At 72.2% G+C, this 14,172-nt stretch carries 9 protein-coding genes and 1 pseudogene; 5 read left to right on the forward strand and 5 right to left on the reverse strand.

All coding sequences use genetic code 11. The annotated features are described in order from the left end of the window. The first annotated feature begins 2 nt into the window (after positions 1 to 2). From Vse01_RS03065 to Vse01_RS03080, 4 genes are all read left to right on the forward strand, one after another. Positions 3 to 1,352: an FAD-dependent oxidoreductase gene (locus tag Vse01_RS03065; protein ID WP_093402654.1), complete on the forward strand. Its 1,350-nt coding sequence runs from the start codon at positions 3 to 5 to the stop codon at positions 1,350 to 1,352. A 223-nt stretch (positions 1,353 to 1,575) separates the two neighbouring features. Further along, entirely contained in the window at positions 1,576 to 2,442 is an 867-nt protein-coding gene (locus Vse01_RS03070) for a helix-hairpin-helix domain-containing protein (RefSeq protein ID WP_093402653.1), read from the forward strand. Positions 2,443 to 2,515: 73 nt separating this feature from the next. Continuing rightward, positions 2,516 to 3,847: a low temperature requirement protein A gene (locus Vse01_RS03075; RefSeq protein WP_232511132.1), complete on the forward strand. Its 1,332-nt coding sequence runs from the start codon at positions 2,516 to 2,518 to the stop codon at positions 3,845 to 3,847. Positions 3,848 to 3,933: 86 nt separating this feature from the next. Continuing rightward, positions 3,934 to 4,140, forward strand: coding sequence for a hypothetical protein (locus tag Vse01_RS03080; RefSeq protein ID WP_093402652.1), 207 nt, complete (start codon positions 3,934 to 3,936; stop codon positions 4,138 to 4,140). An 84-nt stretch (positions 4,141 to 4,224) separates the two neighbouring features. On the opposite strand, the gene Vse01_RS03085 is transcribed toward Vse01_RS03080, so the two are convergent. From Vse01_RS03085 to Vse01_RS03105, 5 genes are all read right to left on the reverse strand, one after another. Beyond that, positions 4,225 to 5,796, reverse strand: a complete 1,572-nt coding sequence (locus Vse01_RS03085; RefSeq protein WP_093402651.1) for a right-handed parallel beta-helix repeat-containing protein — start codon at positions 5,794 to 5,796, stop codon at positions 4,225 to 4,227. 192 nt (positions 5,797 to 5,988) lie between these two features. After that, entirely contained in the window at positions 5,989 to 8,079 is a 2,091-nt protein-coding gene (locus Vse01_RS03090) for an APC family permease (RefSeq protein WP_093402650.1), read from the reverse strand. Between the two features lie 56 nt (positions 8,080 to 8,135). Continuing rightward, positions 8,136 to 8,531, reverse strand: a complete 396-nt coding sequence (locus Vse01_RS03095; RefSeq protein WP_093402649.1) for a hypothetical protein — start codon at positions 8,529 to 8,531, stop codon at positions 8,136 to 8,138. A 300-nt stretch (positions 8,532 to 8,831) separates the two neighbouring features. Next, complete coding sequence (locus Vse01_RS03100; protein ID WP_093402648.1) at positions 8,832 to 9,620, reverse strand: DUF5995 family protein; 789 nt, start codon at positions 9,618 to 9,620, stop codon at positions 8,832 to 8,834. Positions 9,621 to 9,726: 106 nt separating this feature from the next. Further along, positions 9,727 to 12,600, reverse strand: a complete 2,874-nt coding sequence (locus tag Vse01_RS03105; RefSeq protein ID WP_093402647.1) for a helix-turn-helix transcriptional regulator — start codon at positions 12,598 to 12,600, stop codon at positions 9,727 to 9,729. Positions 12,601 to 12,793: 193 nt separating this feature from the next. Between Vse01_RS03105 and Vse01_RS29220 the strand changes: the two are divergent. Next, positions 12,794 to 13,966 (forward strand): annotated as a pseudogene (locus tag Vse01_RS29220) (adenylate/guanylate cyclase domain-containing protein); the annotation flags it as partial. Between the last annotated feature and the right edge of the window lie 206 nt (positions 13,967 to 14,172).

Here is a 14,172-nt window from a genome sequence, read left to right on the forward strand (position 1 = left end):
ACATGACGACCCGAGCACCGCACGTCCTGGTCATCGGCGCCGGCACCGGCGGCCTCTGCCTGGCCCAGGGGCTGCGCCGAGCCGGAATCGGCGTCGCGGTCTACGAACGACACCGGGCCAGGGGCGAAGGACTGCTCGGCTACCGGGTGGGCATCGGCCCCACCGGCAGTCGGGCCCTGCGTGACTGCCTACCGCCCGAGCTGTTCGAGATCTACCTGGCCACCTGTGCCCGCTCACCCCGCTATTTCAACGTGCTCAGCGAGAAGATGCGCCACACCGCGTCCTTTCCGCTGCGACCGGACACCCACCCGGTCGACACGGAACGGTCCGTGGCCCGGATGACGCTGCGCCAGGTGCTGCTGACCGGGCTGGAGGACGTGGTGCACTTCGACCGCACCTTCACCCGGTACGAGCAGCACGACGACGGCACGGTCACCGCCCACTTCGCTGACGGGGGCACCGCCACCGGTGACCTCCTCGTGGCGGCGGACGGCACGCACTCCGCGGTCCGCCGCCAGTACCTGCCGCACGCCGTCATCCGGGACGCCGGCACGGTCAACATCGCCACCCGGGTGCCACTCACGGCGCACACCCGGTCCCTGCTGCCGGAGAGCGTGCAGCGGGGCATCTCACTGATCTTCGGCACCGGCGGGGTGATGGGCGTACTGCACGTGATGGAGTTCAAGTGGGACCGCGACGGCCGGCTGAAACCGGAGACCAGCTCGGCGGACGCGAAACTGCTCACCGACTGGCCGGGGCTGCGACACGATCCCACCCGCGACAACATCAACCTGGTGGTATGGAGCACGGCCCGCCGGTTCCCGTCCGACGTGATGCGTCGCCGGGGCACGGAGCTGATCGAGGTGGCCCTGGAGCTGACCGCCAACTGGCACCCTCACCTGCGGGAACTGCTCAGCCTGGCGGACCCGGAGAGCGCCCTGCCGATCCGGGTGTCCACCTCGGAGCCGGTGCCGCCCTGGAAGAGCAGCACCGTCACCCTGCTCGGTGACGCGATCCACACCATGACGCCGGGGCGCGGCGTGGGGGCCAACACCGCACTGCGCGACGCGAACCTGCTGCGGCGGCAGCTGATCCTCGCCGCCGCCGGTGAGAAGAACCTGGTGCAGGCGGTGGCCGACTACGAAGCGGCGATGGTTCCGTACGGCTTCGCCCGGGTCGCCGACTCGCTGGGGCGCAGCGGCACCAACGGTGACGATCGCATGTACCAGCCGGTGTTCGGGCGGCTCGCGCTGCTCGGTGCCCGGGGTTACTTCCGGGTCACCAGCCGGGTTCCCCGGTTGCGGCGCAAGTTCATCGACGACTTCTACACCTACCGAGGTGAGCAGGACTGATCCGCATCGCGACCCCGGCACCCGAGTTGGTGTCGGGGTCGCGATGTGTCCACATCCGCACGGCGGCGCCATACCGTCCGTCCCGTACCGGACACCTGCCGTAGCCTCCGCCCGTCCGGTACGGACTGTTACCTGGCCTGCCTGTCGTCCCGGCCGCGCGTATGCGAAGCTGCGGCGAGTTTTTCTCGCGACGATCCGGACGTGAACCTCAGGGAGGGTTACCGTGGGCGAGTCCTTCGGGAGCTGGCTGATACTGCTCGTGGCGCTGCTGGCGGGGCTGGCGGTGGGCTGGGTACTGCTGCGTGGTCGGCGGTCGGAACCGCCCGCGCCGACGGCCGGCACGGCGAGCGACGCGACCACCGAGGCGAGCGAATCGGCCCCGGTCGCCGCCGGGACCGCGCAGTCCACCACCGCGACCGAACCAACGACCGAGCCCGCTTCCGGCGCTCCGGCGGGCACCGGCACCACTACTGCGACGCAGGCCGAGCCGACCGAGGCCGAGCCGGCCCCGACCGCCGCCGCGGGATCGACCGGCAGCACCGCCGAGGAGCCGCTGACCGGTACGCCCACCGGGGCGACGCGGGTCGGCGAACCGCCCGCTGGCGACGTCGACCCGTCGTCGCTCCATGCGGGACCGACGACGGACACCACGGCGGGCACGAGCGCGGAACCGCGATCGACGGTCGCCACCCCGCCGGTCCGGCCCAAGGACACCACCGAACCCGCAACGGCAGCCAGCGCAGCCGACCCGGTCGCCACCGAGCCGGCCGTCGCCGTCGACCCGATCGCGACCGAGCCGGCGGTCGCCGCCCATCCGGTGGTGACCGAGCCCGCTGCGGCAGCCGAGCCGGTCTCCGCGGAGCCGGTAGCCGCCCAGGCCGACGACTTCCGGCGCATCCAGGGGGTCGGCCCGAAGATGGCGGCAGCGCTGCACGGCGCGGGTATCCGGACCTACCGGCAGTTGGCCGATCTTGACGAGGCAGCGCTGCGGGAGACCGTCAAGAGCGCCGGGCTCCGCGCCACCGCCAGCCTGGCCACCTGGCCTCAGCAGGCGAAGGTGCTGGCCGCCCAGGCCGACAGCGAGTCCTGACGACCCCGGGCCGCCGGTCGCGGAGACGCCCCCGCGGGCTCCGCGACCGGCGGCTCCGGTGTACGCCGTTCCGGTGACCGACCCCGGTGAGGGCACGATCGGGCCGGGGCGTGGTTACGGTCGGTACGCCGGCACGGCCATCACGCTGCCTCCCATCGTGGAGAGGCCGGCCCGTCGAAGTGTCGCCGGCTGCCGGGAGTCGTCCGTGCCGTTCGCCCAGGAAGAGCCCGGACAGCGACGGCGGCCCCCCACCCGCGGCCCGTCCACGCCCCGCCGGGTCACCCTCCTGGAGCTGTTCTTCGATCTGGTCTACGTCGTCGCGTTGGCGCTCATCTCGCGCGACCTGGCCCACGAGATCACCTGGTACCAGGCCGGACAGTCACTGATCCTGCTGGCCGCCGTGTGGTGGACCTGGGTGCTCACCTCGCTCGTCACCGACCTGTACGACCCCGAACGCACCGAGATCAAGGTACTGATCGTCACGGTGATGCTCGGTGTGCTGTTGATGGCCACCGCGATCCCCAAGGCCTTCGGCGACCGGGGGCTGCTCTTCGCCGGCGCGTACGTCGCCATCCATCTCGGACGCGGTCTGATCCTCATGCCGACCGTGCGCGGCGACCCGATGATCCAGCGACGGGCAGCGCGGGTCTTCTGCTGGTTCGCCCTTTCGGCGGTGCCGTGGATCCTCGGCGCGTTCGTCTCCGAGGACGCCCGGATGGCGCTGTGGCTGCTCGCCCTCGGCATCGACTATCTCGGGCTCCGGCTGGCCTATCCGGTGCCCGGGATCGGCACCGTGCCCGCGGCCCAACTGCGGGTGACCGCCGAGCACCTCGCCGAGCGGTACCAGCAGTTCTACACCATCGCCCTGGGTGACGCGATCCTGGTCACCGGCGTGGCCTACAGCACCGTACACGCGCAGGCGGAGAACAGCGTCGGTTTCGTGTTGGCCTTCGCCACGACCCTGCTGCTGTGGCGGATCTACGTGCACAAATCCGGGGAGTTGCTGCCGCTCGCCATGAAGATCTCGACGGTACCGAACCGTTTCGTCAAAACCGCACCGTACAGCCATCTGCTGATGGTCGCCGGGGTGGTCACCACGGCGGCCGGCTTCGAGCTGGTGCTGCACGCCCTGCCCGCGCGTACCCCGCCCGCCTGGGCAGCGGTCATCCTGGGCGGTCCGGCCCTGTTCCTGACCGGCCGTGCCTTCTTCGAGCGCGAGGTGTTCAACCGGATCTCGCCGTCGCGGCCGGGCGGCGTGCTGGCCCTGGTGACCGTGGCACCGGCGGTGCTGTTCCTGCCCCCGCTGACCGCGTCACTCGCCGCCATGCTGGTGCTCACCGGAGTGGCGCTGGCCGACCTCCGACGCACTCGCACCAGCCCGCCTGAGGCACCCATGCCGCCGTAGCTCACGGCGGCCTCCGTTAGCCGCTCGGCGCGTCTGGGTACAAGGCCCACACCTTGCAACCCACCCCCGAACCTGTGGAGGAAGCCATGCGTGGCACGTCGATATTCGGAGTCCTCGTGGTGATCTGGCTCGTCATCGGCGCCATCGCCGCCGGTCAGCGCGGCTACTACAGTGACGAGGAAGCCAACTGCGCCGAGGTCGGCACGATCCTGGTGACCATCGCCGCCGGGCCGTTGAACTACGTCGGAGCCAACCCGAAGGTCGACTGCGAACTGCCCCAGCCCTCTCAGTGAGCCCGGGGAACACGAACAGGGCCCGTGCCGGCTTCGGACACGGGCCTTGTTCGTCGGCGGGATGCGGCTGCCGACCGTGCCGGCTCAGCGGAAGCAGTGCGCCACCGGCACCTTGCTACCCGCACAGTTGGTCGGGTTGTTCTCGATGACGACGCTGTCGTCATCGATCTTGACCTGGGCCCGTTCGGCCTGGATCCCGCCCGCCTTGACGGTGGACTGGTTGCCGATCACGTGGCTGCGGTAGAGCGAGGTCGAGCCCGCCGTCACGAACAGCCCCGCCCCCTGCGACCGCTTGCCGACCGCGGCGTTGCCCTTGACGTCGCTGCCCCGCACGAGCAGGTTCGACCTCTCGGCGTGGATGCCGCCGCCGTTGCCGCGCGTGGTGTTGTCGCTGATCACGCTGTCGTCCACGGGCAGCAGGCCCTGGAAGGTGGAGATGCCGCCGCCCTTGACGGTGGCGACGTTGTCGCGGACCGTCAATTGCCGCAGCACCAGCACCGCGTCGGAGTTGGCCAGGCCGCCACCGATCTCGGCGCTGTTCTGCGCCACCAGCGTGTCGAAGACCTTGGTACGGGCGGAGAAGCTGGCCACACCGCCACCCTGACCGGCGTTGTTCTGCACGAAGGTGGAGGAGTACACGTCGCCCGCAGCCCGGAAGTTGGCCAGGCCACCGCCGTAGCTGACCGCGCTGTTCTGCCGGAACTCGGTGCCGTGCATGGTCATGACGCCGCCGTTGAGCAGGCCCCCGCCCTTGCCCTGGGTGCCGGCTGCCCGGTTGCCGATCAGTTTGCTGTCGCTGATCCGGAGGTTGCCGTCGTTGAAGATGGCGCCGCCACCGCCCTCCGCCGACAGCGAGGTGCTGCCGACGACGGTGACCCCTTCGACGACCGCCGTGGCACCGTGCACGATGTGGATGCTGCCGCCTTCCGCCGCCGAGCGGCCGTTGCGCAGGGTGACGTCCCGGAGGGTCAGTTCGCCACCGTCGCGGACGGTGAAGAAGCGGAAGTCGGGGGTGTTGACCCCCCGGGCGATGGTCGCGCCGGAGCCTTCAATGGTGATCCCGTGGTAGATCACCGGCAGGCCGGCCTTGTCGTCGGCGGGGTTGCGCGGTGGCGCCTCGGCGTCGCCGGGGTTCTCAGCGGCATCGGCGGCCTCCCGCGCGTCGCGGATGCCGCCGTCGTACTCGTCGGGCTGCTGGAACGCGTGGGTCAACGTGTAGGTGCACTTCTCCGCCAGCCGCAGCCTGGCGCCGCCCTCGGCGTTCGCCCGGACCAGCGCCGCGATGAGCCGGGCGGAGTCGCAGGGCACCGGCACCACCGTGTCGTCAGGTGCACGCCCGTGGTGACCGCGCGACCGGCCGGTCGCGCTCCCCTGGCCGTCCGGGGTCGCGCCGGAGTCGTGTCGCCACTCCGGCCGTTGCCGGTCCTGCCCCCGGCGGTGCGGTGTCTCGTCGACTCCGGGTACGTCATCCTGGAACATCGCGGCGGGCTGGCCCGGGTTCGGTGCCGCCGGGTCACGGCCGGCGGCCGAGGCGGTGACGGCGGTCAGGCCCGCCGCCCCGACCACCAGGCTGCCCGCCACCAGGCCACCGGCCAGCAACCACCGGGACCGCCGACCGGGTCGGGTGGACCCGCGGCTCCCTTGGTACGTGGACATCAGCGCTCCTGCCTCTCGTGCATGCGGAAACACGGCCGCACCGAATCGGGCGCGGGGCGGCTGACTTCGCCTCAGCCACCAGAGGCCACCGTACGGCGACACATGACACAAATCAGGCATAAGTGAATGAGTAAGCCATTCGGCTTCACATCTACCCAGAGTGCGCAGCGAGGGCATCGGTAGCGCCCCCGCTCACCCCCCGACGTGGATGCCGGGGCGGCGGGCGGGATCCGGCTCGGACTTGCGCAGAATCTCCCGTACCACAGGTGGGGTGTCCCCCCGCCCGAGGATGAGATAGCGCAACAGGTGGGCGATCGGGTTCCCCTCCGACCACTCGAAGTGGGCGTGCGGGCGTACGCCGGTGGCGTCCCGCAGCGCCAGCAGGATCGCCGCGATGGCGTTCGGCGCCGCCGGGCTGCTGGCCCGCAGCACCCGGTAGCCCCCCACCTCGACGCCGCACACCCGGAGCACGTGACGGAACCCCGAGGGGTCCACCACGTCGATCTCAAGGAACAGCACGTCGGTCGCTCCCGGAACCGGGTTCAGGCCCCGCTGCGCGCGCTCCTTGATGGTGTACTCCTTGATCGCCCCGCTGCCCCGCTTGTGGGCGATCACGTGCAGCCGCCCGTCATGGGCCACCGAGTCGGCGATGAACCGCCGTGCCGCATCGTCGAACTCGACCCGCTCCGCCCTCAGTTCGGTGGTGCGGGTCACCCGGGACACCAGCGACACGGCGATGATGCCGAGGATGAACAGTCCGGAGATGGTGATGCCGTCCGGCTTCTCGATCACGTTCTCGACCAGCGCGTACAGCAGCACCAGGGTGAGCACCGTGAAGCCGGCGGCGACGCCGCGTTGCCGACGACCGGCGGCGGCGATGGCCACCGCGACGGCTGCCGACACCATCATCGCCAGGATCCCGGTGGCGTACGCCCCCGCCTGCGCGTCGACGTCGGCGCGGAACACGATGGTCAGCACGATGCAGACCAGCGTGTAGACGATCACCACCGGGCGCACCGCGCGCGCCCACTCCGGGGCCATGCCATAGGAAGGCAGGTAGCGCGGCACGATGTTGATCAGCCCGGCCATCGCCGAGGCACCGGCGAACCAGAGGATCAGCACGCTGCTCACGTCGTAGGCCGTACCGAACGCCTCACCCACCTGCTCGTGGGCGAGATAGGCAAGCGCCCGCCCGTTGGCGGCCCCGCCCGGCGCGAACGCCTCGGGCGGGATGAGCACCGCGGTGACGAAGGTGGTCGAGAGCAGGTAGACAGACATGATCAACGCGGCGGCGGTGAGTAGCCGCCGGGTGTTGCGGATCCGGGCGGCCAAGCGGGCCGGTGCGTCGGGCCCCTTTCCCGCCACCAGCGGCATCATGCTGACCCCGGTCTCGAACCCGGACAGGCCCAGCACCAGCAACGGGAACGCCAGCGCCGCGGTCAGCGCCACCTGGCCCGGACCGCCGCCCGTGGTGAGCGCCGCCGTCCAGTCCGTCAGCGGACGGGGATCATCGGCCAGCTCGACAAGCGACACCCCCACGATCACCGCGTTCAGCCCGAGGAAGGCGGCCACCAGCGGGACGGCCACCGCCACGGCTTCCCGAAAACCGAGCAGGAACACCCCGCCGAGGATCAGCAGCAGTCCCACGGTCACCCCGACGGCGACGCCGGTGCCGCCGAACCACTCCGGCAGGTACGGGTTCTGCAGCACGTGCACGGTGGCGTCGGCCGAGGAGAGCGTGATCGTGACGATCCACGAGGTGGCGACGAAACCGAGCAGCACCAGTACGAATATCTTGCCGCGCCAGAACGGCAGCAGTCGTTCCAGCATCGCCACCGACCCCTGGCCGTGCGGGCTGTCCCCGGCCACCCGGCGGTACATCGGCAGCATCCCGAACAGGGTCAGTGCCACGATCAGCAGGGTCGCCACCGGCGACAACGCGCCGGCCGCCAGCGCGGCGATGCCGGGCAGGTAGGACAGGGTGGAAAAGTAGTCGACGCCGGTCAGGCACATCACCCGCCACCAGGCGTGCGACCGGGTATGTCCCTCGGCGGTCTCCGGTCCGACCGGCTGTACCCGGTGGACGAACAACCACCGACGCAGCCGATTCTCCGGTGCCACCGGACCGGCCGGGACGGCCACCCGCTCGGGCACGGTGACCCTGCGCCCCGCCCGTTCCCCCTTGCGCGTCGGGTCCCGCGCGGCACGCAACCCCGGTTCTGGTGCGCCGGTCGCCGGGCGGCGGCGTTCCCGGCCCCGTCGCGCTCTCGTCCCGTCCCCCATGTCCCCGCCTCACCGTTGTCGAACAGACCGTTGGTGGTGGTTCGGTCCGCTACCGGTCAGCCGCCGTCCGGTGCGGTGAGCGCCCGGGCCAGGTCGGCGGGGTCGGTCACGGTGACGGTCATCCCGGGATGGCGGGGCCACCGGCCGGGCAGCAGGGCGGGCACCGGTCGGATGAACCGGACACAGAGCCCGGCGGCGGTGGTGGTGCCGAAGGTGACGCCGGTGTCGGCGCCGGACAGGTGCGGACCGATCACCCGCCACCAGCGGTACGGGCCGCCGCTCTCCACACCCGCGATGTTCTCCCGACCGGTACGTAGCCGCCAGGGGCCGAACCGGACCAGCAGTTGGGCGGAGTCGACCCGCACCCAGGCGGTGCCGGGCCGGACGCCGATCAGCGCCAGCAGCCGACGGAACCGCGGGTCGAAGCGGAACTGGAAGACCTGAACGGTCATCCCCGGGCTCCGCGGGCGGCGCGGTCTCCCGGCCGCGCTGGGCGGGGTGGGGCGGCAGGGCGCGGTCGCGGCCGGGCGGCCGGACGGTGCCGGGACACAGCGGTCATGGTCGCGGCGTACCCGGCAGGGGCCGGCCGACACCCCCCGGGCCGGCCGGCCCCTGTTTCCCCCGTGGTCCCCCCGTGCCCCCGACTCCCCCGTGCTCCCCCCGGTGGCCACCTCCGGGCGTTGCCGCCCGGTCTCGGGTCGGATGCCCCCGCGCCCCTCAGGTGGACGGAGCGCGGGGACCCCCCGTCCCGGTTACTGCAGGAACGCCCCGAGGGGCGACAGCAGCAACCGACCGAGCGCGGCGGCCGTGTCGTCGAGCCGCCTGCGCTCGCGCTCGTGCTGGTGCGGGTCGTGCCGGCACCGCCAGATCCGCTGCGCGTTGCGCCAGGCGACGTCGCGCGTGTAATGGATCAGCTCGCCCTGATACCAGTCGTCGATCTCGCCGTTGAGCATGTCGATGAGCAGTTGCCACTGTTCGAGGTAGCCCCGGCGCAGGCCGGGGATCTTGTCGGCGAAGATCTTGTTGATCTCCAGATAGTCACGGTGCTGGTCGCTGCCGTCGACCGGCTCGGACTCCAGGTGGTCGAAGGTGGTGACAAGTGCGAACGGCAGGTCGAAGTTGATGTGCGCGTTGACGCCGGCCGCCGCCGAGGGCAACGGTCGGGCGTCCGGCCCGCGCATCCGCTCGAACAGGCACGCCCAGGCCCGGGGCGTGCTCGGGCTGGCGTCGCTCCACATCCGTAACGCGTCGAAGTAGCGAGCCGCGAACTCGACGTCCAGCCGGGACAGGAAGACCGGGTCGACGAACCGGTCGGCGTACAGCCCGTCCAGCACGCTGGACGTGATGGTGAGGTACAGCTTGTTGAAGTCCGCCAGCGGGCAGCTGTCCAGCAGCGGAGGCAGCCGGACCAGCATGTCCTGCAGCTTGGTCAGATGGTCGACGACGGCGGGCACGTCGGTCGGATGATCGGCCAGCAGGTCGACGATGTCCCGGTGCACCGGCCCCCACGCCGGCTCACCACACCCACCGCGCTCGCTCATGTCCCCTCCAGGCTGCTCGCCGGCGTCGTCGTGCCCGTTGCGACGCCGGGCCCCAGCCTTTCAGGCGTCCGCTGCGCGGACATCAGTAGAACGACGTATCCGACACCTACGCCCGACTACGCAGGAAGATGGCGCTCGCCTGAACACGGGTACGTACCTGGAGCTTGTCGAAGATGTGTGACACGTGGACGCCGATGGTCCGCTCGCTGATGAACAGCCGCTGGCCGATCTCCTTGTTGGTCAGCCCTTCGGCCACCGCGGCCAGCACCTCATGCTCCCGGGCGGTCAGGGCGGCCAGCTCCTCACCGATCGACCCGCCGGACGTCCCGGACTCGACCGCGCCGCGCTCCTCCAGCGCGACCCGGGCCCGCCCGGCCAGCGTACGGATCTCGTCGGTCAACGGCACCGCGCCCAGCGCCTGCGCCATCTGGTACGCCTGGCGCAGCAGCTTCCCGGCGGTGGCGGCCTTGCGGCGGCCGGCCAGCAACGCCTCGGCCTGACGTAGGCGCGAGTACGCCGCCGGGTACGGGTGGTTGCGGTGGTCCCACTCGGCCGCCGCCCGCGCCCACAGCTCCGGATCGGCCCCGTCGAGCCGGCTCACCTCAGCGGCGCACAACGCCAGGTAACCGTCGATCACATAGCGCACCGGCCGGGCCGCCCGCTCACTGCGTGCCGCCACCCGGTCGGCGATGCCACGGAGTCGGCGCACCGCGTTGTCGTCCACGGCGACGGTGCGGCTGGCGTGTGCCTCCGCCTCGGCGCGCAGCCCGTGCCAGACCAGCACCGCGAGGATGACCAGGTCGTCGGAGCGGGTCTCGGTCAGACCCCGCTGCACCGCGTGCCGGGCCACATCGTGCCGCCCCTGCCACATGGCCAGCCCAGCCCGCAGGGTGAGCAGCGGGATGACGTGCCGGGCGCCCCCGCCGGCCAGGATGGTCGCCACCGCGTCCAGGTCCCGGTCGGCCGCCTCGACGTCGCCGTAGCCGACCGACAACCGGCAGCGGGCCAGCAGCAGCTCGACGGCGTCAGCGCCGGAGGGACGGTGCCGCAGGGCCGAGGCGACCACCTTCTCCGCTTCGGCCCACTGTCCCACCCGGAACAGTCCATTGGTGGCGATGGCCAGCAACCGGGTTTCGTAGGACCGGCCCAATCCCAGCTCGGCGACCCGCTCGGCACCCCGGCGGGCGACCACCACGCCTTCCTCGAGGATGTTCAGCGGCCCGGTCAGCAGCTCGGCCAGGTGCAGATAGGCCAACGCGACGTCCTCCGGACGACCGGCCCGCTCGGCGGTGGCAAGTGCCCGCCGCAGCACCGCCAGGCCCGCGTCCGGATCCTGGCGGTACGCCTCGGAGAAGCCCAGCGCGGCGCTGGCCAGCACCACCTCGGTGGTCGCCCCGTCCACCTGCTCGGCCAGGGCGAGCGCCTCCCGCGCCCGCTCGCCCGCCTCGGCGTACCGGCCGAGTTGCAGCAGCAGCTCCGCCAGTCGGGCGGCGGCGGTGGCCCGCTGCCCCGGTGTGCAGTCGGCGACGGCGAGCGCCTGCTCGTACTCCGCCTCGGCCAACGCGGAACGGCCGGCGGCGGCCAGGTAACGGGCCCGTCGGATGTGCAGCTCGCAGGCCGGAAGGTCGGTGTCGGCACCGGCCAGTTCCTCCAGCAGGGCCAGCGCGCGGGCGTACTCACCACAGTGGTGGGCCGCCTCGGCCGCCCGCCCGAGCAGCGTGGCCCGGTCGACGCCGGGCAGTCCCTCGGCCGACTGCACCGCCACCGACCAGTGTCGATGCGCCTCGGCGTAGCCGTACAGCCGCTCCGCCTCCTCGGCGGCGGCCACCGCCGCCGGCAGCGCCCGCTCCGGCTCACCGGCCAGCCGCCAGTGATGGGCCAGCCGGGCCTGGTGCAACTCGGCCGGGGCCGAGGTCAGTGCCTCGGCGTAGCTGCGGTGCAGCAGCGCCCGCTCGGCGGGGAGCAGCTCGTCCTCCAACACCTCGGCGACGAGCCGGTGGCGGAGCCGGTAGCCGTCGGCCGAGCCGACCAGCAGCCGGTGGGACACCGCTGCCCGGACCGCGTCGAGCAGCTCGTGCTCCGGCAGCCCGACCACCCGGGCGAGCAGCCAGTGCTCCACAGGTTCGACTCCGGCGGCGACGGCGTGCACGGCCCGGTGGGCCGGTCGGGGCAGCGCGTCCACCCGGGCCAGGAAGACCTCGCGGAGAGTGTCGGAGAGCCCGTCGCGACCGTCGCGCAGTTCCCGGGAGAGTTCCTCGACGACGAAAGGGTTGCCGCCGCTTCGCTGCCACAGTTGCTCGGCCGCCTCCGGCGCCAGTGGCCGGCGCATCACGGCGGTGGCCAGTTCCTCGGTGCCGCTTCGATCGAGCGGAGCCAGATCGAGTACCCGCACCGACCGCAGTCGGCGCAGCTCGGTGAGCACCCGACGCAGCGGATGCGCCCCCTGCAACGACTCCGACCGCACCGCCGCCAGCACCGACAGTTGCAGGTCGCCGAGGCCGGCGAGCAGGTAGAGCAGGAGTTGGCGGGTCGTCCGGTCGACCCACTGGAGGTCGTCGAGCACCAGCACCAGCGGGCGGCCACCGGCGATCACATTCAGCCCGCGGGACACCCGCTCCAACAACGCGCCCGCGCCGTCCGGGCCGGCCCGATCCTCGGCGAACACCCCGAGCAGCGCGCGGACGGACGCTGCGGTCGGCGGGGCGAGGTCGGCGTCGAGCCGGCGCAGCGCCTGGCGCAGCGGATGCAGCGGCGAGGCGTCGCCGATGTCCAGACAGGACCCGGTGAGCACCAGGGCGCCACCGTGGCTCAACTGGCCGCCGACTTCGTGCAGCAGGCGCGTCTTGCCCACGCCACTCTCACCGGTCAGGAACACCGCCGCCGTGTTTCCCGGCGTGACGTCGTCGAGCAGCGCGGATCGTACCGTCGCCATCAGGTCGTCCCGACCCACGAGCGGTGTGGTGTCCACGTCGCTGGCCATGGCTCGCAGCCTAGTCACAGGTTCCGTCCCCGTTCTACAGGTGCCTCGCGTCAGTCCTCCGCATCGCGTCGACATTGCGACCAAAGGTTGCGTTCGGCCGACATACGTCGTTCTGCCGATCCGCCGTCAGACCAGCGGTGACAGGCTCCGGGCATCGTCGGCGCGTACGGGGGGAGAGGCAGGTGCGATCTCCATGCCCAGTTCTGTTGTCGCTGGTCAGCTAGCCGTCGAGCGGGTGCCTTGGCCCGTGACGGAGGAGCGGCGGACCATCACGGTCCTCTTCGTGGACATCGTCGGTTCGACCCGGTTGGTCGACCGGCTCGACCCGGAGGACGTCCGCGCCCTGCAACGGGCCTACTTCGGCACCGTCGCCCGGGTGCTGCGGCGGTGGAACGGCGCGGTGGAGAAGTACGTCGGCGACGCCGTGATGGCTCTGTTCGGCGCGCGCCGTGCCGACGGGTGGGACGCGTACCGGGCGGTGCGGGCCGGGCTGGAGATCCAGCGGGCGCTGGACGGCCGACCGTTGGCCTCGGCTCCGGGCCTGCGGGTCCGGGTCGGCGTCGCCACCGGTGAGGCTGTGGTCGACCTGGCCGTCGACCACGACGGCGGGCACGGCGTGGCCAGCGGCGCGGTCATCACTCTCGCCGCCCGGTTGCAGGAGCACGCCCCACCCGGCGGGGTGGCGCTCTGCCCGGCCACGCATCGGGCCGTCGTCGGGCTGATCGCACAGCGCCCGGTCCCGGCGGTGACCGTTACCGGCAAGGCCCTGCCGGTAGACGTCTGGCACGCCATCGGCACCGAGCGTCCCCGACCGCCACGGCACGACATCCCGCTGTTCGGGCGGCGACGGGAGTTGGCCGTCGCCCGGGAGCAGCTCGCCGAGGCGGTGCGCGGGCGCGGTGACCGCCGGGTGCTGCTGCTCGGTCCGCCCGGCAGCGGGCGCAGCCGCCTCCTGCGCGAACTGGTGCGGAGCACCCGCACGCTGGGCGGCGTCCCGGTGCGTTGGTGCTCGACGACCTGCCCGCCCTACCCGGAGGGACCGCTGGATCCCGTCGCGGACCTGGTCCGCGGTCTGGCCCAGGCGGGCACCGGCGACGACCCCGAGACGGTACGCCGCCGGCTCGCCGCCGCCCTGACGGATCTGGTGCCGGCCGAACTGCTGACACCCGCCCTGAACACAGTGGAGGATCTGCTCGGGGTGACGGTCGCGCAGACCGGGATGGTGGCGTACTGGCGGGAGGTGCTGTTGAGCCTGGCGCGGCGGCAACCGGTCGTGGTCGCCGTCGACGATCTCGACCGTGCCGCACCAGCGCTGCGCCACCAGCTGGCCGTGCTCGTGGAGCTGGCCGACAAGCGTGACCTCCCGCTGGTGCTGGTGGCGACCGGCACTCAGGAGCTGGAGCTGGACGCTTCCGGTCCAGGGGTGGTCAGGGTGCTCCTCTCCCCGCTCGACACCATCACCACCGGCCGGCTGTTGCGCCGACTGCTGCGTCGGGCCGGCCGACCTGCCTGGATGGCGGCCCGGTTGATCCCCGTGACCGGTGGCAGTCCTGGGCGGGCGGTGGCCTACGT

This window comes from Micromonospora sediminimaris (assembly GCF_016863575.1).
Classification (GTDB): Bacteria; Actinomycetota; Actinomycetes; order Mycobacteriales; family Micromonosporaceae; genus Micromonospora; species Micromonospora sediminimaris.